The sequence below is a fragment of the Rhizobium sp. ARZ01 genome (genome assembly GCF_014851675.1).
GTDB lineage: Bacteria > Pseudomonadota > Alphaproteobacteria > Rhizobiales > Rhizobiaceae > Mycoplana.
The window spans coordinates 2,946,153-2,968,834 of sequence record NZ_JACVAE010000001.1 but is presented as its reverse complement, the minus strand read 5'-3'; the positions used below and the strand labels follow the sequence as shown (position 1 = coordinate 2,968,834).

The following is a 22,682-nucleotide window of genomic DNA, read 5'->3' as shown; positions in this document are numbered from 1 at the left end:
TATTTCTTCAGAGGCGATGCGTGCAAGAGTTGACGTCTACCAGCATTGGGCAGCGACTGGCGACGAGGAGGCTGATCGCGGCATCGGACCGGGATCGGTCATGCTTCGAGGGAAGCGATATCGAGCATCTGATCGTCTATCACGAGACGAATGGCCGTCTTCCGGCTACGTTGCAGAATGCCTTTCCATTGATCGCTGTGGCCTTTTCCGATGAGGGGGAGGCGGATCTGCGGGAGCGCTCGGCGCTGCTTGGGGCACTGGGAACGGTGCCCGCGGTTCCCGTCCAGCGACTCGATGCCGCCGCCAAGTCGGACAGTTTTGCGCTTCTGCGGGCGCTGACGGAGGGTGGCGTTGGCCGGCTCGCTCGATACACGGCCTCGATCACCTCGGAGCTTGCGATTTTGCGCCGCGAACGCGAAACGCTGTTGGAAAACTACCGAGCTCTCGAAGATGCGTTCCAGGCGCGAAACTGGGAACCTGTTTCCGAGGTATTCTCGCACGATCCCTATGCCGATCCGAAGGACGAGGGGATAGGGCAACTGCTTGCCAACGCCTTCGTCGAGCAACTGCTGCCGGTATCGAGCCTGGGTGTGGCAGGACTGGCGCTGCACCTGCATTCGGTGCCGAAGGCGACTGGGGAGCTCGTCGTTGCATTGAGCTATCTTGAAAGCGGGGAAGGGGTTGCAGAGTGGGTTGTGCCCTACGCGCAACTCGTGCCGAACTGGAATTTCTTCTCGCTGCCACGGGCGTGCGGCGGGGCGGCGCGGACCCTTCGGCTGCGGATTTCCGCAAGCGGCCCTGAAACTGTTGGCCTTTCGCTCGGCTATCCGATCGCCGGCGAACGGTATTCGGCGCGTTCGGAGGTTCCGCATCCGGATCTCGACCTGCGCCCGCTGGCGTTCCGGGTGTTCACCGGGCTGCCAGGGGTCAAGCCTGCAAGTGCGCCCAATATGATTGCGCCAAGTAATCTGCTCGAGGGTCAGTTCATCGTCGACTATCGTCTGGCAGTCGAAACGTTGAGCCAGATCGCAGACGTTTCGGTCACTCCGATCGTGCCGGAGTTCCAGACGGTACGCTTCCTCGAGCATGAACATGCAATCGTCTGCCATCCATTGCCGAGTGGCATATCCGCCGGTGCGATCAGCCGAGCGGTCGAACCCGGAACGATATCCTTTTCGGCGAGCGCCGTTATCGATCACCCGGAAGGTCGGCCCGCGGCGGTGAGTTTCCTGCTCGCCCCGGCCAATTCGAATGCGCGTTCCGAGGTGGCCGAACTTGCGCGAAAAGGCGCGGCCAAGCCGTCGGCATACTTCAGCGGATGGCGCGAAGTCAGTTCCAAGCAGGCCGTCAACATCAACATCCAACTGGACGAGCCGGTACGTGGCCCGATGGACCTGATGATTCTCAGCCGCGCGGTCACGGATTCGGTCGATTTCTCCTGGCTGAAGGTTTCGGGTTTCAGGCTGGTCAAGCAATCGACGGAGGCCGCCGATGTCCGGTGACAGGGAACTCCCTGACCTGATTGCCGTGGCCATGCCTCTCTACGGCCACGCGGCACTCGCGCTTGAGGCGATCGAGTCGGCCCTGGCCTCGAACCTTCGGACCTGCAGGGTGGTCATCGTCGTCTCCGTCGACGGCGATCCGCGGCACGAGACGTTCGATCAGCTGCTGCTCTGCGCCGCAGCCCATCCTTCCGTCCATGTCGTGTTTGGACAGAACGCAGGCCCGGGCGGCGCCCGCAATCGCGCGATCGAATTCATCCTGGAGCATTTTCCCGAGTCGCGTGCTGTCTATTTCCTCGATGCCGACAACCGCGTCCTGCCTGGGACGATAGAAACGCTCTATGGTGAGCTCCGCTCCAGTGGCTGCGGTTGGGTCTACACGAACATCGACACGTTTTCGGTGAGCTGGCGCGCCCACTACGGCAACCGCTATTCACGGCTGGTCCACTGCGTCACCGACAATATCTGCGACACCGGATCGATGATATCGATCGACGTTTTCAAGGCCGGCGCCCGTTTCAATGACGACAGGCAGAATGGTTTCGAGGATTGGGAGTTCTGGCTGTCCTGCATCGAGCACGGTTTCGTCGGCACGCCCTGCCACGACACCGCCTTCGAATACCGGCTCAGGGCGGAGAGCCGCTTCAAGGAGGCCAACCGCGACCGTGCCACCTCGGTGAGCTTCCTGCGCAAGCGCCACGCGCCTTTGTTCCAGCGCCCGATGCTCGTGGATTTCGAGCACGAAGACTGCCCGCGTTACCTGTTTGCGCGAACCGAAGATGGGGCAATCTCCTTCTTCTCCGATCCCACCAAGCCGCCGACGATGCTGCGGCTCGACGACATCATTCCGGCGTTCTGGGCCAATATCGGCGAGCCCGACAACGTGCATTTCCCGCCGTTCCTCGTCGCGGGAAGCGGTGCTGCGCTCGACTTGCTCCGGCGTTCGCGCATGCTGCCCAACGTGCTTGCCCATCTGGAACGCCTCAGCGAGAACAGCAACGTCGTCTTCGTCCAACTCGCCAACGATGCCGCCCAGCGGAAGATCGAGCCGATCGATCATGGGGCGGGCGGGCAGAACGTTGGTCCTGCCGATCTCATCTTCCTTCCGACCCGGCTGGTCCAGGATGTGATCCATAACAACGCGCTGGACTGGTTCGCTTCGATCGGCAGCCAGCAGGTGTGGCCGACCTTGACCGCCCTCAAAGTGCGTTTTCCCTTCCCGAGAAGCCTGCCGCGACGTTCCCTCATTACGCCTCAGCAGGTGATAGTCAATTGCGTCAACGCGATCGCCTCGAGCCCGCTGCGCAGCACGGCCGGCAGGCGGTGGACCTGGCGCCCGGCACGACTCGTGCCCTACGCCGAGCTGCATAAGGCATTGCGCAAGGAAATCGGCGGCTCTCCGGTCCTGCCGCTCGGGCACGGCGAGGGCAAGCGGACCGTGGCATTGCTCGTCCCGAACGCCTCGTTTGGCGGTGCCGAGAAGGTCGTCTATGCCGCCGCGCGGGAGCTGAAGGCAGAGGGTTACGAGACCCATCTCTTCGTTCTCGGAAGCTCCCGAATGGACGTGATCGACGAGTTCGATGCGAGCTTCGACTACATCCATTTTTGGGATGCGGGCATTCCCGCCTGGGGAGGGTCGGGTTCGTTCCTCGGGCAGGACTTTATCACCGACGGACATGCCGTCGATTGGGAGGCGCTGAAAGGACAGCTTTCCGGCTTCGACCTGGTCATCAACAACCATGTCATGGCTGTCCATCCCCTGATTGCGCGGCTGCGTTCCGAAGGTACGCGCACCGCGTGCTATCTTCACGTCGTTGACAACACGGCCTTCAAGCGGCCCGCCGGTCAGCCCTTCGCCGCGATTGCCCATGAGCATTGCTACGACGCGTTCCTGACCTGCTCGGAACAACTCAAGATCTATCTGCACAGCTACGGCGTCCCGCACGAAAAAGTCTTCGCCGTGGCAAACGGTGCGAGCTTTTCGGTGCCCCCGAAGGCGCTGGCGGAGGTACTGGCGATCAGGCGGATCGAACGCAGGGACGATCGGTTGCGGCTTCTCTACATGGGGCGGCTCGACCAGCAGAAAGGTATCGACCGGCTGGCCGCGACGCTTGCGGAACTGCGCGCCTCCGATGTGCCTTTCGACGCCCGCGCCATCGGAGGGGAGATCCTCGCCGATTCCAGCGTCTCCTGGAGCGATCGATTGAAGGACCTCGGGGTCGACGTGCGGCCGCCTGTTTTCGCCAGCAAGGATCTGATCAAGGCGCTGGGCTGGGCTGATGTTCTCGTCATGCCATCGCGCTGGGAGGGCGCGCCGCTGATGATCGCGGAGGCGCAGCAGCTCGGCTGCGTACCCATTGCCACTGCGGTCGGTGCCGTCGATGAACTCATTACGGATGGCGAGGACGGCATACTCATCAATGCGGCTTCCGATCCCCAGGTGGTGAGGGAAATGGCGCGGATCATCGATGAGGTCGCGCGTGGTCGCGACAGGCTCGCTCCGCTCATGGAGGGCTGCATCAGGACGGCTGCCCATCGCTCCTGGTCATCCTCCTTCTCCGAGTTCCTGGCGTGGTGCGATCGTTCGGTGAAGAACTCGTCGCTGTCCCGTGCCGCGGTCTTTCGCGAGCAGTCGACGGCCAACCCCGAGGTCGCGGCGACAGGCTGAGTGCCTCGCCGGTCTTAAACAGAAAGGTCCAGCTCAATGCGTCCAAGAATTCTTGTGACGGGTATTCCTGGTCACTACACGCGCCTTGCCAACGGCGCCCATGGACTGTCGGTCTCCTATACGGAGCGCCAGAAGCAGCCCGAGACCAAGGACGATTTCCTGCAGGAAATGCGCAACATCAGCAACACCGGCAACTACCTGATCGGTGAGGGCGCCTTGCGCGCGCTTGCGCCGCATGCCAAGCAGGTTCCCTTCTGGCACCTCTACAATTTGAGCAAGAACGGCGGCGGGCTCGATGAGTTCAACGCCAATTTCGACATTTGCGTTTTCACCTGCGCGAACCTTCTGCGCAAAGGACTTTCCGCTGATGCGGAAGCGGAGGTGCTGAGCCAGCTCAACATGCCGATCGTGATGTTGGGCATCGGCCTGCAAAGCAGGAAGGACCTTGAGAACAACCTTCCGGAGGGAACCAAGCGGCTGCTCGCCATCCTGAAGGAGCGCGAGCACTACTTCCTGACGCGTGGCTACGAGACGGCGGGCTTCCTGAAGGATCAGGGGTTCTCGTTCGTGCGCCCGACCGGCTGCCCCTCCGTCTATTTCATGCCGGACAATATGCGCCGGTCCATGAAGAAACTGCCGCACGTGAAGATCGGCAAGGCGAGGACGATCTTTTCCGGCTATCTCGGCGGCAATCAGGATGCGATCCTCGATGCGAACGCGATCGCCCCGCAGGACACCGTCCCGCAATACGTGGTGCAGGACGAATTCCTCCACTTCGACATGAAGGTGGAGCCTAATGACGAGGGCCGTGTCTATAATTCAGCCTCGGGGCTCATGATCGGCGATGTGGCTTATCCCGGCACGGAGCGGGAAAAGCAGCGATTCGAGGTTCGTACCTTTTTCGACACGAACCAGTGGCGCGCCTGGGCCTCCTCGATGGATTTCAACCTCGGGCGCCGGTTCCATGGCTCGATCATCGCCATGCAGGCGGCGGTTCCCAGCCTGATGGTGGCGGTGGACGACCGCATGCGCGAAATGCTCGGCTTCACTGGCCTTCCGGCCGTCGACATCAATGACATCGACAAGGCGGAAAACCGCGCCGAGTTCGTGGCCGATCATCTGGCAAAGCTCAATACGACCGAACTCGTCGACAGGTATTCCGATCGCGAGCACGCCTTCCGCATCACGCTTCGCGAAATCGGCATCGGGCTCTAGCGGCCCGAGGGCCCTCTCTTTTCGGTTCAAAGGACTGTTATGCGTATCTTGCTTACGGGTATTCCATCCTATCTGCAGCGGACGATTGCGGACGTCTCCGGTACGACCGTCATTCACCGGCCTTATTTTGACCAGACCAGAACCAGGAAGGATCTGATCTCTCAGGTCAGGCGGATCGCCAACACCGGCAATTACCTGATCGGCGAGGGCGCGGCCGAAAGCCTGCGTGGCCATGACGTCACCTATCTGCCGTTCTGGCATCTCGCCAACAACCGCGACTCGAACGAGCTTTATGAGCGCGTAAACCGCGAGTTCGATCTGTGCGTTTTCGCCTCCGCCAATCTCCTGCGGCCCGGTTACTCGGCTGATTTGGAAGCTGAGGTTTTCGCCAAGCTGAAGATGCCGGTTGTGGTCATGGGCATCGGCATCCAGAAAAAGGAGGGGCTCAAGGAACAGTTGCCTGCCGGGACGCTCAAGTTCCTTGATGTTCTCAGGAGCAAGGAGAGCTTCTTCCTCACTCGCGGCTATTTCACAGCGGAGTTCCTCAAGGAGCAGGGGATGAAGTTCGTAAAGCCGACCGGCTGCCCCTCGCTTTACTTCGCGCCTAACGAGATGCGGCGTTCGCTTGCGGGCCTCGCCAATCCAGGCCTGGCTGAAACCCAGAAGATCGCTTTTGGCGGATACCTCGGGAGTGTCGCCGATACGATCGTCGACGCGCACGCGCTGCTGAAGCCGGATAGCGTCGCATCCTATGTCGTTCAGGACGAGGTGGTCGCCTACAACCTCTCTGTTACCGGCGACGACAACGACATCGTCTATGACCCGGCAAGCGGGCGCATCACCGGGGCGACCGAATACAAGCACTCGGAAAAATGGCAGCGGAAACACGAGCTTCTGGTCTATTTCGACACGCACCAGTGGCGAAGCGCCATGTCCTCGCGCGACCTCTGCTTCGGCCGTCGCTTCCACGGCTGCATCATCGGTATGCAAGCCGGCACCCCGGCCCTCATGATTGCGGTCGATGACCGTATGCGGGAGATGCTGGAGTTCATCGGCTTCCCTTATATCGAGGCGGCGATGTGGAACAGGGAGGCCGAAAAGCGCACATATCTGACGAATTTCCTCGCGCAGATCGATACGCAGGCCGTCATCGACCGGTACTCCGCTTGCGAGGTCAATTTCCGCAATGCACTTGGGCAAATCGGTCTCTAAGCGCAATTACGGCACGGCGAGCGCGCGCTTGGCACTGTCCTGCGCGCTCGTGGTGCTATGTAGCCTCGTCCAGGCACCAGTCGCCGCTAGCGAGGTGGCTCGCATCGGAGTCAACCGTGTGAACCTCGGCTGGCTTTCGCGCGACGAACAGAAGCGTGTGCTGACGGAGATTGCAACGAGCGGAGCCACCCACGTTCGGCTCTCGCTGTCGAGACCGGTGGATAAGAGCATCGAAGCCTTAGAAATCGCAGACCGATTGGGCTTGCGGATCCTCCTCGAGATCCAGTTGGGGAACAAGGACTTCTATCCGGAAGGCACCCGGCCTCGAAGCGGCTTCAACCGGGTCTGGGACGTCCACAGGCTTTCGGATCTCGACCTCGGTCGCTACCGCGCAGGGTTGCGCTCCGCACTTCAAGTCATCGATGAGAAGGGTATTCGTCTCGATGCGGTCGAGCCGGGAAACGAGATCAACTACAGCGCCTACAACGGCGATCTCCTCGTTTACCGCACGCCAGGCGGGCGAACGCCGAGAACTGTTGCCGAGATTGCAGACCGGGATGCGTTCGAGCGCGGGCTCGATACCTATGTCGAGGTCGTGAGGATCACGCGCGAGGAACTGGCGGTGACGGAGCATAGCCGCGGAGCGGCCATCGTCTCCGCTGGGCTCTCCGATGTGAGCGTCGGTGAAGCCGATCGGCGCGGCATGGAACGGCTTGATCCAGGTGAAGTCATTTCGCTGCTGCGCGCGCGAGGGATTGATCGGCAGATCGATGCGTACGGCATCCACATCTATCCCGGTCAAAAGGCCGCCGCCGCGCTCCGCCGGAGCGTGACGAGCCCCCTTGAATTCTGCAGGTCAGGGGACGCGGGCAAGCCGTGCTGGGTGACCGAATGGGGAGTCGCCAACACGGCACGCTCCTGCCCGATCGACGATCGCGAGCGGGAAGCGGCAGTTCGTGTCGTGCGCGACGCGTTCAGTCGGTTGATGGAAGAGAGGAGACTTGAAGCCGCCTTCTACTACGACTGGGACACGCAGGCTTCTTACAGCGTCTGGCGCTGCGGCGCCTTGAGCCCGGCCGGTGCGGTGGCCATCGACCCGAATTTTCCAGGAGCGCCGGCACAATGACCTCGACGACAAGTTTGGTTACAGCAACCGGAGGTACCCGCATGAAAGGCATCATACTGGCCGGCGGCAGCGGGACGCGTCTCTACCCCGTCACCATTTCGGTTTCGAAGCAATTGCTGCCCGTGCACGACAAGCCGATGATCTACTATCCGCTTGGCGCCCTCATGCTGGCGGGCATCCGCGACATCCTGGTGATCACCCTGCCGCGGGACCGGCCGCTTTTCGAGGGACTGCTCGGAGACGGCAGTGCGCTCGGCCTTTCGATCTCCTATGCCGAGCAACCGCAGCCGAACGGGCTGGCGGAAGCTTTCGTTATCGGTCGCGAGTTCGTAGGAAACAGCCCCGTCGCACTGATTCTGGGCGACAATATCTTCTATGGCGCGGGATTGGCCGAGATCTGCCGGGACGCCGCCGCCCAGAAAGCCGGGGCCACGATCTTCGCCTACCACGTGGACGAACCGAGCCGCTACGGCGTGGTGAACTTCAATGCCGTCACCGGCAAAGCCCAGGCGATCGAGGAAAAGCCGGTCGCGCCCAAGTCGAACTGGGCGGTCACGGGCCTCTACTTCTATGACAACGACGTGCTCGACATTGCGGCCGCGGTGCGGCCCTCCGGGCGGGGCGAGTTGGAGATTACCGACGTCAACCGTGCCTATCTCGATCGCGGCGACCTCCACGTGCGCCGCCTTGGTCGTGGCTACGCATGGCTCGATACCGGCACGCATGAAAGCCTGCACGACGCCGCGTCCTTCGTGCGTACGATCGAGTACCGGCAGGGCGTGAAGATCATGTGCCCGGAAGAGATCGCCTACGAACTCGGATACCTGTCGGCGGATCAAGTCCTGGCCCGCGCCGCCGCACTGGGAAAAACCGACTACGCCGTCTACCTTCAGCGGCGCATCAGGGAACTTGCGGATGCTTGAGATCCGTTCCCTTGGCCTCGATGGTGTCCTTGAGCTGACGCCCCGCAGGTTCGACGATGAGCGCGGCTTCTTCGTCGAGACCTATAGCGCAGCGGCTCTGGCCGCAAAGGGCATCGATATCACGTTCGTCCAGGACAACCATTCCTACTCCGCTAATGCAGGCACCCTGCGCGGCCTGCACTATCAGTTGCCGCCTCGCGTGCAGGCCAAGCTCGTAAGGGTGGTCCGCGGGTGCGTTTTCGACGTCGTGGTCGACCTGCGGAAGGGGTCGCCGACCTTTGCCAAGTGGCGCGGCATCGAACTGTGCGCCGAAAGAGGCAATCAGCTTCTGGTGCCCATGGGCTTTGCCCATGGGTTCGTCACACTCGAGCCGGATACGGAAGTCCTCTACAAGGTCAGCGACTTCTACGCGCCTGATCACGATCGAGCCATTCGCTTCAATGATCCGGACATCGGTATTGAGTGGCCTATGGATACCGGCGGCTTGCAGCTGTCGGCAAAGGATCGAAATGCACCATTTCTGGCCGCTGCGGCCGTTTTTGAAGGGATTGATTGATGGGGGCCGAGGCCACGCGGATTCTTGTCACCGGCGGAGCAGGTTTCATCGGTTCCGCGGTCTGCCGCCATCTGGTAGCGGGCGGCGCGGAGCGCGTCGTCAATGTCGACAAGCTGACCTATGCGGGCAATCTCGACTCCCTGCGGATGATCGAGGGGCAGGCGAACTATGTGCACTACCGCGCAGACATCGGCGACGAGCGGGAGATGCTCGCGATCATGCGCCGCGAGAAGATCGACGCGGTGATGCACCTTGCGGCCGAAAGCCATGTCGACCGCTCGATCGAAGGTCCGGATGTCTTCATCGAGACGAACGTCGTTGGCACCGTTCGCCTACTCAATGCCGCACTTGCCTGTTGGAGCGGGCTTGGCCCCGAGGCGCGCGAACGCTTCCGGTTCCATCACGTTTCGACGGATGAAGTGTTCGGAGACCTCCCCTTGGATGGGGGCGTGTTCACCGAAGAGACGGCTTACGCCCCGTCTTCGCCCTACGCGGCTTCGAAGGCCGCCGCGGATCACCTCGTGCAAGCATGGGGTCACACCTACGGGCTGCCCGTCGTGCTTTCCAACTGCACCAACAACTTTGGCCCGTATCACTTTCCCGAGAAGTTGATTCCGCTCGTGATTATCAATGCCATCGAGGAAAAGCCGCTGCCGATCTACGGCACCGGGACGAATGTCCGCGATTGGCTACATGTGGAGGACCATGCGCGCGCGCTGGAGCTGGTGATGCAGCATGGCAGGCTGGGGGAAAGCTACAATATCGGCGCGCGCGCCGAACGCAGCAATCTCGCTGTTGTCCAGGGCATATGCGATTGCCTCGATGCCCGGCGGCCGCGCGGGCAGGGCAGAAGCTACAGGGATCTCATAACGTTCGTCTCCGACCGGCCGGGTCATGACCGCCGCTATGCCATCGATCCCTCCAAGATCGAGCGAGAGCTTGGATGGAAGCCGCAGTTGGGTTTCGATGACGGCCTGAGCATGACCGTGGACTGGTACCTGGCCAACCGCTGGTGGTGGGAGCCGATCCGGCGCCGCCGCTATTCGGGCACGCGTCTTGGCGAACGTCAGCTACGCTTGGCATGAGGATTGCGGTAACCGGCACCAGAGGGCAGGTCGCCCTAAGCCTGTTGGAGCGGGCAGGGGCGCTTCCCCATATCGAAGTGTTCACTCTGGGGCGCCCCGATCTCGACCTGGCTCGGCCCGAGACCATCTGGCCGGCGCTGGCGTCTTACAGCCCCGACCTTGTCGTTTCGGCCGCCGCCTATACCGCCGTCGATCAGGCCGAAGATGAGCCCGAACTGGCCTACAGGATCAACGCGACCGGCGCCGGGGCGGTCGCCGGGGCGGCGGCCCGTCTCGGAGTGCCGATCATCCATCTCTCGACTGACTATGTTTTCGACGGAATGAAGCAGGGCGGCTACCGTGAGACGGACGCACCGGCGCCGTTGAATGCCTACGGCGCTTCCAAGCTTGCGGGTGAAATCGCCGTGGCGGCGGCAACTCCCCGCCATCTCATCCTGCGGACGAGCTGGGTGTACAGCCCGTTCGGGACGAACTTCGTAAAGACCATGTTGCGGCTGGCGAGCACCCGCAAAGAAATCGCGGTTGTTGCCGATCAGTGGGGCAATCCCTCGTCGGCGCTCGACATTGCCGATGCTGTGTTACAGGCAGCCGTTGCGATGGGCGAGGGGGCGGCATCCGGGGTTTACCACCTTGCGGGAACCGGCACGACCTCATGGGCCGATTTTGCGCGACAGATCTTTGCGTCGAGCCGTGCTCACGGGGGTGCTTGGGCGGAAGTTCGCGACATAACAGCTGCCGAATTTGCCGCACAGGCACCGCGTCCGTCAAATACGCAACTGTTCAGCGCCAAGTTCGCCGCGACCTTCGGCTGGACTATGCCGCATTGGCAGCAGTCGCTTAACGAGGCGGTGCGACGGATTATTCAGGACGACGCAGGCGAGCACGCGCTCGCCCCGTCATGAAAACAGCTCCCGGAACAGAAGGGGGCCGGCTTCTTCCTCTGCAAGGGCGGCGCGGTTGGCGGCCTCGCGCAGCGCCTGGAAGTCGGCTTGGTCTTCGACCCTGGTGCCGCCCACCTGCACCGTCACCGATATCCGGCGCTCATGGCCGGCTGCGAAGGTGGTCTCGTTTACTCGCGTGAGGATGCGCACGCCGATGTCCCTGGCATTTTCTGCCGTTGCACCCGGCAGATAGATCCCAAGTTCGTCGGAGGCGAGGCGTGCGACGAGATCACCATAACGCACGGAAGAGTGTACGATCCGAACGAGCGATTGAAGCAGCGTATCCGCCCATTGCGGACCATAGCGGCGACCGATCTCATCGAGCTCGCTGACCCTGACAACGAGCATGATGCCGTCCGGGCTTTCCGCTGCGGCCACGCGCCTGCGGTCTATCGTATGCTCGACCGAGGCTGCGAATGCATTGGCGCTCAAAGTACCGGTCACGGGATCGTGCTGGAGCGCGTGCTGGAGCTGTTGTTGGGTTGCGCGAAGCGTTTCATTGCGTAGGCGTGCTGCAAATAGAAGCGGGAACACAGCAACTGCCGTAATTGTCGCTGCTGCCACCAGTTCTACCCAAAGCGGACGCTCGGGAAAAATCAGGCTCAATACACAAACGACTGCGGTCGTCCCAATCGCACAGGCGAGGGCGCCAAGCGTTGCTATTTTAATATGAGAAGCGACTGCGGCTTGGTGGGGGCGAATTGGGAAGTTCATGCGTTAACGGAGTTGTTGCAGTGGTCGTTATCTTTGAGGGATTCGGTGAAATATCAAGTGACCAAATTCGATAGAAGTTTAGCAATGCGCTGTGTTGCCACTTGCATGTGTTGCTTTGATCGAAAACCCGGACGGAACTCGCTCAGGTCAGCGCCGAAGCCGAAAGGCACGAGATGTGATCGACTTCTCAGTTCGGGCATCTCGCCCATATGTTAGGCGCAGACAGAAATGACGACATACGATAGTTCATGTACGTCTGTATCGCTCGTTCCTCAGCCTGAATATTGAATTCCGCGTACTCTGGCACGCTGCGCCGCATTCATGTCGACCTGTCGATAATACGGTCTTGTTGCTGTCGGCGCGAAACCAGTCGATTGCCGTGTCGATCATGTCGGTGTTCGGTTTCCGTCAGCAATCATGTCATCTTCCATCCATCGCGCTTAAGCAGGATGTGAACGCGCCGATAGCCGTGACGCACCCGCGTCTGGCAGATGCCCTTGATCCTCAGCTTCTGGTCGGCCTGGTCGCCGGGGCTGGACTTGTGAACATAGAGCGACCGATCCATCTTCAGCACCGAACAGGCACGCCGGGTCGAAACCTTCCGGTCTGCGTCTCACCCGGTCGGCTCGTGTGGCCTAATTTACCGGAAGCACGTCAGAAGGGATAGGTCAAACCCGTCTGTCTGTCCGATTAAGAATGGTGCACTACTCAAAAAGGGGTAGTATTGAGTGTCGACATTACGTGGTAAATATAATTTCTGAGCAATTGTCGCAACAAATAAGATATGTCTTCCTAGAAAAATTCTTGATATTTTCAAGATGCTGCCGTGCGTAGTCGCAATTTTTTGCCGCAGTTGGCGTATATTAGGTATGCGGCATTGGCGTCAGAATATTGCAGGCAAGTAGTCGCGTTCGATGGATACGTTCCAGCGCGCCAAGGTTAAGCATTGTCTGTTGAACTTGCGTTGAAGCAGCGTAGGGATTCCCTACGTGTGGAAAGGCGGATTCGAAATGGCGACTTCAGAAACGCTACACCGCATTAACAATTTGGTGAAAAGCCCTCGCCTGAAATTCGCGGCGGCTCTAGGCGCGGAACTTTTGGGGTTGCGCTATACGATAATTAGGCTCGACCCAGTGAACGCCTGTAACCTGCGCTGCGGAATGTGCTTCTTTTCCAATGATCGCTGGCGTGCCGAGAATGCGAAGGGCCGGCTGACCAAGGAAGACCTCGAGCGCATCGCCGCCGAGCTCTTTCCGCAGGCGTTGCAGGTGCACTTCGGCGCATCCATGGAGCCGACCATGTTCAAGGATTATCCCTGGCTGGTCGAGCTCGCGACGCGTCACCGCGTGCCCTTCATCGGCTTCACGACGAACGGACAACTTCTCACGGAGCAAGGGATCCGCCGCTTGGCGGATGCGGGACTGGACGAGATAACCATCTCGACGCATGGCACCGAAAAGGTCACCTATGAAGCGCTGATGCCGGGAGCCTCATTCGAACAGCACCATCAGGTGCTCAGTATGCTCTCCAAGGTGAGGGAAGCTGGCGGGAAGCCTCGGCTGCGTCTCAACTTCACGGTCAATCCGGACAATCTCCGGCAGGTGAAGGACCTGATTAGGGTCTATGGCAGGTACAATCCGGATACAATCCAGATCCGTCCAGTCTTCGACTTCGGTGGTACGTCGTACCGCAATACGGATCTGTCCCGCGATCTGGCGGCCTACAGAGAGGCGGTTACGGGCGTGATCGCAGAGAGCAAGGACAGACGCATCCGCATCCTGGCCAACACGAAGGACCCGACCCACCAGCAACAGAACATATCGGCCTATATCTACCGGACCGCGTTCCTGCGCCAGGTCTCATCGACAAATGTCTGGAAGAACGACTTTTCCTGGCGCCTGGAATCCCTGGACGAGTACTCACATCGCATACACTGGAAACGCCGTCTCTTCCGGCACGTGCTCCGGCCGTACCCGGAAAAGCTGCCGCCCTCTCAGGCGGCTGCAACACAAGTCTATTGAGGCGCCGGGATGGTGTCAGGTTAACGCCGCCCCTTGTCGCGCCGTTGCCGAGCAGACGTGTCCGGCGCAGCCGTAGATCTTGTCGGGATGCAGGACCGCCACTCAGTCTGTCGCCGCCAGCCAGAACGTTCCTGACGAATGCCAGATGACCCGGAATCTTTGCTTTGCCAGGTCGATTGCATCGATATGCGCTGTTGCCATCTGCCTCGCCTTCGCCGTGCGACGGCTCGCCGATAGGGGCATCCATCCCATCATATCGACTATGTGCTGAAGCGCGCGGGCGGCTTCCCGTCCTTCCTCGACGACGGTCGAATGTTCCCGGGGGCAAGCTCGGTGGGATTTCTCGCGCTGAAGGTCTGTCGTCTTGCTTCGGTGGTCTCCAAGTTGTGGATGGACAGCATTGCCATCTCGAGGTGGGCTTCTATCTGCACCAACCGTTTCCGCAGGGAAAGTACCGCGGCTGAAATCAGAAAAGTATTGGCGACAATGACAACAGCTGCGCCTGAAGAACCCTCGATGCCAAGCAGAATCAACGTAATAGCCCCGACAAACACCGCAAGGGCGCTGTATCTCAGGACCCGGCCGCAACCAAGTAAAAGCACCAAAGGTAGGGTAGCCAACAGTACCAGAACGATTCCGGACTTGTCCGCGGCCCAAGCGACGCGCTCCAAAGCGAATTCGATGAGAGTGTCCATATCAGCATCACCTCAGGCTCGCCGAGACGGTTGAGCTACGATCTAATCGCCCGGACCCATGGGGGCCTATCGGCTATCCGGATGAAAGAGGCCTTCATGAAGGCTTCCCCTCAAGCGGCTACAATGGCAACGGCCGACACACTGCGCGCGACGGTCAAAGCCGGTAGTGGTTCAACGATTAACACTTATGAGACGCTGGTAGTCAGCAGTCCAATCCGTGTATGTCTTCGTGGGACTCATACCGTTATTGCGGTATCCGCTTTCATCCTTTTTGCCTGTCGATTGACAGAGAGTGTTCGTCCTTTCATGCATTGCTTCAAATTTATTACGTACTACTGCTGATGGCACAGTTGTCCGCAAATCTGCTAAGTTGTGGTGTGTACGTTAGCGTGATCCTCAACGGCAAAGAGCAGAATGAGTTGGACGTGCGAGGTATTGGGCGCAGATTCCTGTATTGATGTGCGTGCATGCGGCTATCAACTAGCTTCCTAGACGATCGTGTACAGCAGGACCCGTTTGCTAGTGCGGACGGGTGGTGCTTATCGACGTCGATATTGGAGGGATTTGGTGATGCAGAGCTCCCCCGATCAAGCGATCGTAGCACCGAGGCCGGAATTGCTCGACGTACGAGAAATTTTCGATTTTCTTGTCAGTAAAGGCAGGTTTATTCTCGCGATTGCTGCTCTGACATTCGGGGTATTTGTGGGGGCCTCCTTCGCGATTAACCCGTCATATACGGCAGTGTCCCGAATTTTGCTTGACGCCCCTAAAGATTATATTTTGTCGCAAGACTATGGTTCTGAAGTGCGCGACAATACGACTTTCATCGAAAGTGAGCTTGCAGTTCTGACGTCCTCGTCGCTGCTACAGAAGGTCGTCGATAGCGAAAAGCTCACAGAAGATGTCGGTGCCGAAGCCTTGGAATGGCTCAAGGGTGCCGTGGAGGTTTCGCGCGTCGGGCTTGCGGATGTCATTGAGCTTTCCGTGACCTCCCATGATCCGCAAAAGGCAGCATCTCTTGCGAACGCAATTGCTCAGGCCTATGTGGCCGACCGCATCGAGTCCCGGTATGACGGCGCAAAGAAGGCCTCCGCGTGGCTTGGCGAACGAGCACAAGTATTGCGCGAGGAACTGAGCCGTTCGGAAGGTGCTGTCCAGCAGTTCCGCATGGAGCACAATCTGTTAGCGACGCAATCAGGTAGCCTAACCGGGCAGCAACTGTCTGAACTGAATATAGCGCTCATCAACGCTCGCGCCGAACTGGCGACGAAGCGCTCCAAGTTCGAGCAGGCAGAGAAAGTGCTTCGGACGGGAGGAGACGCTCAGACGATACCGGACGTGCAATCGGATGTTGTCAACGCACTCCGTGCACAGCAGGCAGCAGTGACGCGCAAGGAAGCCGACCTGCTGTTGCGATACGGCGAACAGCATCCGGCGGTAATGACGGCCCGAGCGGAGCGGCGCGACATCGAGCATCAGATCGCCGCCGAGATACAGCGCCTCATCGGCAATCTCAGAAATGAGGTCGAGGCGGGCGAAGCCCGCGAGGCTGCGCTGGCCCGCGCCCTTGCGTCGGCATCCAACCAATCAACGGTCGAAGATCAGGTTGGCGTGCAGTTGCGCGATCTGGAGAGGATTGCCGCTGCGAACAAGGAGCTTTTCCAGACATTCCTGTCACGCGCCAAGATTGCCGAGGAAAAATCCACTTTGCTCAACAGCGGCGTGCGGGTGATCACGCGGGCAGATGTTCCGGCTGAACCAAGTTTCCCGAATAGGCCGCTCTTTGCGGCATTGGGCGTGGTTCTCGGCGTTGCATTGGGAGGCGCCAGCGCCCTTCTTCGTGAGCTGTTGACATCCGGCTTTGTGGCAAGGCGCCAAGTGGAAGAGATGCTGGCAGTTCCGGTGCTTGCCTCCATGCCGAAAATGAAGGAGTGGTCGGGCACGGCGAAGGTCACGGCGCAGCCGGTGGCGCATCTGGAGCGCAAACCCTTATCCAGATACAGCGAGGCCGTAAGAAGGCTGCGCCTGGGGATGGTCGGGATACCCGAAGCTGATCGTTCGCAAAATGTCACATTGCTCACGTCGGCCATGCCGGGTGAAGGCAAGACGACCCTTGCCTTGAGCCTGGCCTATTCCGCTGTCGCTGACGGTGAGCGCACCCTTGTGATCGATGCCGACCTTAGAATTTCAAGGACCACAGCGTTCTTCGGTATGGCAGAGAATGTTGGATTGGTCGATCTGCTAACTTTGCCGATCGATGCGACAGAGGCAATTAGTCTGGATGAAGCTTCCGGAATCCACGTTCTGCCTGCGGGCGCGAAGACGCTGAACCCTCCTGCTCTACTCGCTTCGGCGCGCATGCGTTCGATCCTGGATGAGTTCCGGGAGGCGTACGATACGGTGATAATTGACGCGCCGCCCGTAGGGCCAGCGGCCGATGCCTCGATCCTTGCGCGAGATGTCGACAAGGTAGTGTTCGTAGTGAAGTGGCGCGAAACATCGCGCGAGGCGGTCGCCGAAGGAATTCGACATCTGGGTGGCCGGTCCAAGATCGCCGGCATCGCCCTGACCATGGTCGACGGGTCAAAGCTACCGAAATATGGCCGTTATGCATCTCTCGAAGGCAATGTTGATCTTCAATAGCTGGGGGTGGCGATGCGGATAATTGACACGCACGATGGTCCAATTTCGGAACCACTGGAAGATTTACACGATGCGCGGGCCGAACGGTGGTACGTGGTTCAGACGCACCAGCGCAGCGAGGGCTTGGCCGAACGCCACCTGTTATCGCAAAACTTCCGTACCTTTCTGCCCAAGCGGCGGCGAACCCTCCGCCATGCGCGGAGCATGAGAACGGTTTGCGCCGCGTATTTCGATTGTTACCTTTTCGTCGGGTTGGATATTCAACGGCATAGATGGTCGCCAATCAACTCGACTATTGGGGTGCGAAAGCTTATCATGGCTAACCACAAGCCTATTCCGGTTCCGCAAGGAGTTGTTGAGTCTTTGATGCAAGTTACGGATGAAGAAGGAATTTTGCATCCGAAGGATATACTTAAGTACGGACAAAAGATTCGGGTTCATGATGGTCCGTTTGCGGGTCAGCTCGCAACCATGGATTACGTTGGGCGCTCTGGTGCGGTTAGAATTTTAATGGATATTATGCATCGCTCTGTGTCAATGTATATTGACAGGGATAGGTTCTCGGTCATAAAATAAATGATTGTTTTTATTTAACTTGTTTCAATAAGGTGCCGATTTGTCGGCACCTGCAGTGCGGTAGCTTGCGAAAATGTCTTACGGCCCCAGGGTTTGTTGAAATATTGTATCTGTCTTCCTCCCTGTAAGGAGAGTTCACCGAGGTGACGTTTCTAGCGATCGATTGTGAAATGCTCTCGCAGCGCTACGCAACCAAAGCTGACGCATTGCGCGATGACGGCCGAAAGGCCGGGGCGCTGGCAATCGGCAGCGGCGTGGATGCGTAGCGTGAACTCGCCGAATGTCTTTGCTGAGCGGCGCAATGGCGTCGCAGAGGAAGCGGCACTGGTTGTCGCGGGTAGCCTGGCTGATGCGAGGGCATCACAAAAAGACCCAGGTACTCCCGTGCCTCCGTCCGATTCGGCCCCGATGTTGCCGATCGTGGCCGAGCTGTTTCCCGCGCTGGACGCAGCGGGTGTCAGATACGGCGTCGTTCAGGACCTCGCGAGCCTGCCGGATGCGCTCGCTGGCCGCGACGATCTGGATGTGCTTCTGGACAAGAAGGACTATCCGATTTTCTGCGCGATCGTGGCTCGGTTGCACGGTCTGCGCGGCGTAAGTCTCTCCTGCTACGACAATGTCTGCGCCGGCAGAGAGGACTGGTTTATCCCTGATTTTTCGCGCAGTGCCTATCTTCATATCGACTTGCACATCGGCATCCGCGTCGGTTGGGAGTTTCGGAAGCGTTATCTGGCATTCGATTATGCGGGGATTGGAAGATGGGAACGGAGTTCTATGCACGGAATATCCATCCCAATCCTCTCTCCCGAGGACGAAGTCCGGCTAGCGGTTGCCCGTTTCGCGTTCCGCCTGTGGACACGGCCGTGGACGCGATGGGTTGCGGTGCCCGGTTGTTGGAAAGACCAGCTTTCGAGTCTGCCTATGCGGTCCGGCGAACCGGGTTTGCACGTAGTCGAATACGCTGGCCGTCACGGGACTGTCAGTTGCAGAATTCGGCCAAGCAAAGACGGCTTCGTGGTGCACTGCGACGATCTGGCCAGGCTTAGGCGTTCGATCCGTCACCGGTGCGGGTTCTCGGGAGGCAGTAGCCTCGCGGATGCAGTGGTCCATGTGATGCGCAAGACTTCTTACGTTTTGCTAAGGCTTCTGGCCCGTCTGCTGCCGGGTGCCATTCCAGCAAAAAGGCGTCCTTCGGCTGGCGGCCTCGTGGTGGCCCTTGTCGCACCGGACGGACTGGGAAAGAGCACGCAAGTCGATCTGCTGACCCGGATATTTCGATGGAAATTCGGCTGTGAGCAAGCCTATGCCGGAACCGGCGATGGTCAGGGTTGGTGGTTCCGGAAGTGGTTGCAGCAATTGGTCTCTCACCGTCAGCGCGAATTCAAGGCGCAGATCCAGCGCGATTGTGAAGAGCAGCGAAGCGGTGCAAAGGGGAAGATCCTTGCGGTGGGACTGGCTTTGTGGGGCGTTTTGATTGCGATCGAAAGATACGCGGTTGTGAAGCGTGTGCATCGATGGGCAACGCGCGGCCTGATCGTTATCAGCGACCGGTGGCCGCAAGCGCAGCGCACGGGCTATTTGGATGGGCCAATGATCCTGTCGAGCCCGTCTTCCGTCCCCGGTGTCGCAATGCTTGCTCGGCTCGAGCAGAAACTTTACCGAAAGATGGACGAATGCAAACCGCATCTGACGTTGCACCTCGTCTCCGATTTTGCTGTCTCCCAGAGGCGAAAGCCGGGGGAAATCAGCAAGGAAGGGTTCGAGGCGCGGTTGGCGCTGATGGCCGAGCTACGAGCTCTGGATAAAGACATTCGTAGTATCGACGCAAGCGGCAGTGCAGAGGCGATCAATAGGGATCTCTTCAAGCAGATCTGGCTGTCTTTGTAGGGGCCGTAGTCAGCGGTCAGCCTTCCCCTCGTGACGCCTCAACAGGCGCGATGCATGCCCTTCCGTAATGTCGGGGAAACGGGCGTTTTTTTAGACCTCTCCTCCCAATCCGCCCTTCGGCCCGTGCGCCCCAAGGCGCCATCTGCAGTCATTCAGGCTCGCGGAGATACACGCAGATGAAGATCGTTCATGTGTTGACTCGGCTGTATCGGGCAGGTTCGGAGGAAAATACGCTGGCTTGTTGCTTCGCGCAGGTGAAGCACGGTCACGAGGTCCTACTGGTTCATGGGAATGAATATGACGCGACCTTACAGGCGGCGGTTGCCAAAACCATGCGGGTGGTGAACCTCCACCCGCTGGTGCATCCGATATCGCCATCAAGCGACGCGGCGGCGATCAGGCAACTAAACCGCCTTCTGTGCGAATGGCACCCCGATATCGTGCATACCCATCAAAGCAAGGCGGGTATCATCGGTCGCCTTGCTGCCAAGCAAGCTAGAGTTCCAGGCATAATACATGGCGTGCACATCCTGCCTTTCCTGCACGTCGGTCGCGCGCAAAAGCTGATGTTTCTTGCGGCTGAAAGGCTAACGGCGAAGTTCACGCGCGCGTTCATCGACGTCAGTCAATCGATGCGCGACATTTGCATCGCCCATCGCATCGGCGGCCCAGACCAACACCACGTCGTTCACTCCGGCTTCGATCTTATGCGCTTCTCGCACGCTCGACAGCCGCGGGAAGTATCTGCGCTTCTGGGTATCGCACCCGGGGCGCCAAAGCCACCAGTGGTGTTGATGTTGGCGGCGCTGGAGCCCAGGAAGCGCCATGTCGAGTTCATCGAAGCGTTTGCGCAGGTGGTTGACCGCATCCCGGACGTGAGGTTGCTTCTGGCCGGCGAAGGGCCTGCACGACGCGACGTCGAGGCGGCAATCGCACGCTCCCCGGTGGCAAGCAACATTCGTCTGATCGGATATCATTCCGAGCCTGAACAACTGATCAACCTGGCGGACGTGTGTGTGCTGACCTCGATGCGAGAAGGATTGCCTCGCGTTGTGATGCAGTACCTGGCGGGTGGTCGGCCCTGTGTCGTCTCGGAGCTACCCGGGCTGGAGGAGGTTGTCTGGTCCGGCGTCAACGGCGTCGTGACGCCCGCACACGACGTGGGTGCCGCGGCGGCAGCGGTCGCCAATCTTCTCGAGAACAAAGCATTGTGCGCTCAGTTGGCGGAAGGCGCGAAACGCACCGACCTTAGGTCCTGGGGGCTGGATAGGATGTGCGACAGCGTCGAGAGTATCTACGAGTCCGTCCTGGGATCACTACAGGGGCCATGCCTTTCCGGCGCCAAAGCTAACCGAGCGCAATGGCACGCGCAATGACAGGGCTGGAGGAGCTGGTAACTGCGCAAGCAGGGCTCCCGTCGTTCTGCGCAGGTCGGACGCCGCCATTCTCTTTCAATTGCAACCGGTTCGTCCCGAATACCTGTCGGGAGGTGTATCGTGACTCAACTATCGGCTGAATCCAGGAAACCCTGGAGAAGGGCAATTCGGCTCGACATCGAGCCGACTAAAGTGCGTCTCATCATAAAATTCCTGTTTCGTTCGCTAACGATACTGGGTGACTCATGCATAATTCTTACAGCAGCGATCGCAGCCGACATGTATGACTCTGGGTTGAATAGCCTCGAAGAGAGCCCCAAGCTCGCATATGTCGTTTTCCCGACGTACCTGGTCGCAGGCTGGAGTCTTCGCGCGTATCATATTCCCACATTGCGCATAGCCTCAGCTTCCGTTCAAAGCGCGCTTCTGTCCCTTGCTGCGGCAACCGGCCTTTCGCTTCTCGCCGCACTCACCTTCAAGGTTGTAAGCAACTTCTCATGGGAGGAGACGCTTCTATTCTTAAGCTTTTCTGTCGTCGGTCTCGCTATCTTTCGCTGGGCCATCGCGATGGGGCCGCTGCGCAGAGGAGAACAAATCGAGGCAAGGGTCGTTCTGCTGGGTGATGAGAGTGTCATTGCCAATCGCGATCGCAGCGTCGCAACAATGATCAACGTGCGGGCACGCGGCTGGCGCCCGATAGAGACGGATCCGAATTTCCTGAATGATTTGTCGCTGGCCGTCGCCGGGGCAGATCGGATCGTCTTGTCATTCCGTACCTTCAAAGAACAGCATGAGTGGGCCAGGCTCCTGGGCCAGATCGGGCTTGAGGCCGAACTGCTTGAACCGGGTCTTGCCGGCTTGAAGCCTTTGGCGCTCCGCTACCTCGACTCCACGCCGACATTGGTTGTCTCTGCGAGACCGCTGACATTTGGCAAGCGAGCGCTCAAGCGTGCATTTGACCTGACACTCGTTTTCCTGGCGGCGCCTGTGATCGTGCCCCTTGTGGCTGTACTAGTAATTCTCATCCGCATGGACTCGCAGGGGTCCGCGTTCTTCGTGCAGAGGCGCATCGGTACCAACAACCAATATTTCAACTGCGTCAAGTTCAGGACCATGCGAGTCGATCTGGCAGACGCGACCGGCAATCGTCTCACCGAGCGCAACGATCCCCGCGTAACGCGGCTTGGACACTTTCTGCGTCACACAAGCCTCGATGAACTGCCTCAGCTTTGGAATGTTCTCATGGGCGACATGAGCCTTGTGGGACCCCGACCGCACGCGTTGGGCGCATCGGCCGAGGGGGCGCTCTATTGGGAGGTCGTGCCAGGATATTGGCAACGCCATTCGATAAAGCCTGGCGTGACGGGACTTGCTCAGGTCCGCGGCTTTCGTGGCCCCACCGAAAAAAGAATTGATATCGAAAGCAGGGTCGCAGCCGACCTCGAATATATTCGTACTTGGTCGTTGTGGGTGGACATGAAGATCCTGTTCAGGACCTTGAGCGTCCTCGTTCACAGCAACGCATTTTGAAGTCCTGAGCAA

General features: G+C 59.5%; 18 protein-coding genes. 15 read left to right on the top strand and 3 right to left on the bottom strand.

What is annotated here, in order from left to right:
* Positions 1-20: 20 nt before the first annotated feature.
* The 9 genes from IB238_RS13945 to rfbD are packed head-to-tail and all read left to right on the top strand — an operon-like array spanning position 21 to position 11,189.
* Positions 21-1,502 carry a DUF6212 domain-containing protein gene (locus IB238_RS13945; RefSeq protein ID WP_192247151.1) on the top strand — a complete coding sequence of 494 codons (1,482 nt, stop codon included), beginning with the start codon at positions 21-23 and terminating at the stop codon, positions 1,500-1,502.
* Positions 1,492-4,170 (top strand): glycosyltransferase, encoded by a 2,679-nt coding sequence (locus IB238_RS13940; protein ID WP_192247149.1) that lies wholly within the window; start codon positions 1,492-1,494, stop codon positions 4,168-4,170. Before IB238_RS13945 ends, IB238_RS13940 begins: the two co-directional genes overlap by 11 nt.
* A 36-nt stretch (positions 4,171-4,206) precedes the next feature.
* Complete coding sequence (locus IB238_RS13935) at positions 4,207-5,385, top strand: polysaccharide pyruvyl transferase family protein (protein WP_192247147.1); 1,179 nt, start codon at positions 4,207-4,209, stop codon at positions 5,383-5,385.
* Between the two features lie 39 nt (positions 5,386-5,424).
* The gene (locus IB238_RS13930; RefSeq protein ID WP_192247145.1) at positions 5,425-6,597 is read left to right on the top strand and encodes a polysaccharide pyruvyl transferase family protein; all 1,173 of its coding nucleotides are present in this window, start codon (positions 5,425-5,427) and stop codon (positions 6,595-6,597) included.
* Complete coding sequence (locus IB238_RS13925; protein WP_210333490.1) at positions 6,572-7,723, top strand: glycoside hydrolase; 1,152 nt, start codon at positions 6,572-6,574, stop codon at positions 7,721-7,723. The genes IB238_RS13930 and IB238_RS13925 overlap by 26 nt, the downstream gene beginning before the upstream one ends.
* 41 nt (positions 7,724-7,764) lie before the next feature.
* A complete protein-coding gene (gene rfbA, locus IB238_RS13920) occupies positions 7,765-8,646 on the top strand; it encodes a glucose-1-phosphate thymidylyltransferase RfbA (protein WP_192247142.1) in 882 nt (293 codons plus the stop codon).
* Positions 8,639-9,202 (top strand): dTDP-4-dehydrorhamnose 3,5-epimerase, encoded by a 564-nt coding sequence (gene rfbC, locus IB238_RS13915; RefSeq protein WP_192247140.1) that lies wholly within the window; start codon positions 8,639-8,641, stop codon positions 9,200-9,202. Before rfbA ends, rfbC begins: the two co-directional genes overlap by 8 nt.
* Complete coding sequence (gene rfbB / locus IB238_RS13910) at positions 9,202-10,287, top strand: dTDP-glucose 4,6-dehydratase (protein WP_192247138.1); 1,086 nt, start codon at positions 9,202-9,204, stop codon at positions 10,285-10,287. Before rfbC ends, rfbB begins: the two co-directional genes overlap by 1 nt.
* Entirely contained in the window at positions 10,284-11,189 is a 906-nt protein-coding gene (rfbD, locus tag IB238_RS13905; RefSeq protein WP_192247137.1) for a dTDP-4-dehydrorhamnose reductase, read from the top strand. The genes rfbB and rfbD overlap by 4 nt, the downstream gene beginning before the upstream one ends.
* Here rfbD and IB238_RS13900 read toward each other — a convergent pair.
* Both IB238_RS13900 and IB238_RS13895 read right to left on the bottom strand, forming a co-directional pair.
* Positions 11,184-11,792 (bottom strand): GGDEF domain-containing protein, encoded by a 609-nt coding sequence (locus IB238_RS13900; RefSeq protein ID WP_348648237.1) that lies wholly within the window; start codon positions 11,790-11,792, stop codon positions 11,184-11,186. The two genes, rfbD and IB238_RS13900, sit on opposite strands and share 6 nt — an antisense overlap.
* Positions 11,793-12,357: 565 nt before the next feature.
* The gene (locus IB238_RS13895) at positions 12,358-12,507 is read right to left on the bottom strand and encodes a hypothetical protein (protein ID WP_192247135.1); all 150 of its coding nucleotides are present in this window, start codon (positions 12,505-12,507) and stop codon (positions 12,358-12,360) included.
* Between the two features lie 445 nt (positions 12,508-12,952).
* Here IB238_RS13895 and IB238_RS13890 point away from each other — a divergent pair, with 445 nt between their 5' ends.
* Positions 12,953-13,963 (top strand): radical SAM protein, encoded by a 1,011-nt coding sequence (locus IB238_RS13890; RefSeq protein WP_281414444.1) that lies wholly within the window; start codon positions 12,953-12,955, stop codon positions 13,961-13,963.
* 260 nt (positions 13,964-14,223) lie between these two features.
* On the opposite strand, the gene IB238_RS13885 is transcribed toward IB238_RS13890, so the two are convergent.
* Positions 14,224-14,658, bottom strand: a complete 435-nt coding sequence (locus tag IB238_RS13885; protein ID WP_192247133.1) for a hypothetical protein — start codon at positions 14,656-14,658, stop codon at positions 14,224-14,226.
* Positions 14,659-15,228: 570 nt separating this feature from the next.
* Here IB238_RS13885 and IB238_RS13880 point away from each other — a divergent pair.
* The 5 genes from IB238_RS13880 to IB238_RS13860 all read left to right on the top strand — a co-directional run bounded on the left by IB238_RS13880 (position 15,229) and on the right by IB238_RS13860 (position 22,670).
* Positions 15,229-17,301 carry a polysaccharide biosynthesis tyrosine autokinase gene (locus IB238_RS13880; protein ID WP_192247131.1) on the top strand — a complete coding sequence of 691 codons (2,073 nt, stop codon included), beginning with the start codon at positions 15,229-15,231 and terminating at the stop codon, positions 17,299-17,301.
* A gap of 12 nt (positions 17,302-17,313) precedes the next feature.
* Positions 17,314-17,877, top strand: a complete 564-nt coding sequence (locus IB238_RS24975) for a transcription termination/antitermination NusG family protein (protein WP_192247129.1) — start codon at positions 17,314-17,316, stop codon at positions 17,875-17,877.
* A gap of 267 nt (positions 17,878-18,144) precedes the next feature.
* A complete protein-coding gene (locus IB238_RS13870) occupies positions 18,145-19,764 on the top strand; it encodes a hypothetical protein (RefSeq protein WP_192247127.1) in 1,620 nt (539 codons plus the stop codon).
* 176 nt (positions 19,765-19,940) lie between these two features.
* Positions 19,941-21,140 carry a glycosyltransferase gene (locus IB238_RS13865; protein WP_192247125.1) on the top strand — a complete coding sequence of 400 codons (1,200 nt, stop codon included), beginning with the start codon at positions 19,941-19,943 and terminating at the stop codon, positions 21,138-21,140.
* Between the two features lie 120 nt (positions 21,141-21,260).
* Complete coding sequence (locus IB238_RS13860) at positions 21,261-22,670, top strand: exopolysaccharide biosynthesis polyprenyl glycosylphosphotransferase (protein ID WP_192247122.1); 1,410 nt, start codon at positions 21,261-21,263, stop codon at positions 22,668-22,670.
* The last annotated feature ends 12 nt before the right edge of the window (positions 22,671-22,682 follow it).

Excerpts from the sequence above, each read along its gene's own strand:
- IB238_RS13940 (WP_192247149.1), top strand. The coding sequence starts at position 1,492 with ATGTCCGGTGACAGGGAACTCCCTGACCTGATTGCCGTGGCCATGCCT.
- rfbA (WP_192247142.1), top strand. The coding sequence starts at position 7,765 with ATGAAAGGCATCATACTGGCCGGCGGCAGCGGGACGCGTCTCTACCCC.
- IB238_RS13925 (WP_210333490.1), top strand. The coding sequence starts at position 6,572 with ATGCACTTGGGCAAATCGGTCTCTAAGCGCAATTACGGCACGGCGAGC.
- IB238_RS13865 (WP_192247125.1), top strand. The coding sequence starts at position 19,941 with ATGAAGATCGTTCATGTGTTGACTCGGCTGTATCGGGCAGGTTCGGAG.
- rfbB (WP_192247138.1), top strand. The coding sequence starts at position 9,202 with ATGGGGGCCGAGGCCACGCGGATTCTTGTCACCGGCGGAGCAGGTTTC.
- IB238_RS13935 (WP_192247147.1), top strand. The coding sequence starts at position 4,207 with ATGCGTCCAAGAATTCTTGTGACGGGTATTCCTGGTCACTACACGCGC.
- IB238_RS13890 (WP_281414444.1), top strand. The coding sequence starts at position 12,953 with ATGGCGACTTCAGAAACGCTACACCGCATTAACAATTTGGTGAAAAGC.
- IB238_RS24975 (WP_192247129.1), top strand. The coding sequence starts at position 17,314 with ATGCGGATAATTGACACGCACGATGGTCCAATTTCGGAACCACTGGAA.
- IB238_RS13930 (WP_192247145.1), top strand. The coding sequence starts at position 5,425 with ATGCGTATCTTGCTTACGGGTATTCCATCCTATCTGCAGCGGACGATT.
- rfbC (WP_192247140.1), top strand. The coding sequence starts at position 8,639 with ATGCTTGAGATCCGTTCCCTTGGCCTCGATGGTGTCCTTGAGCTGACG.
- IB238_RS13895 (WP_192247135.1), bottom strand. The coding sequence starts at position 12,507 with ATGGATCGGTCGCTCTATGTTCACAAGTCCAGCCCCGGCGACCAGGCC.
- IB238_RS13880 (WP_192247131.1), top strand. The coding sequence starts at position 15,229 with ATGCAGAGCTCCCCCGATCAAGCGATCGTAGCACCGAGGCCGGAATTG.
- rfbD (WP_192247137.1), top strand. The coding sequence starts at position 10,284 with ATGAGGATTGCGGTAACCGGCACCAGAGGGCAGGTCGCCCTAAGCCTG.
- IB238_RS13885 (WP_192247133.1), bottom strand. The coding sequence starts at position 14,658 with ATGGACACTCTCATCGAATTCGCTTTGGAGCGCGTCGCTTGGGCCGCG.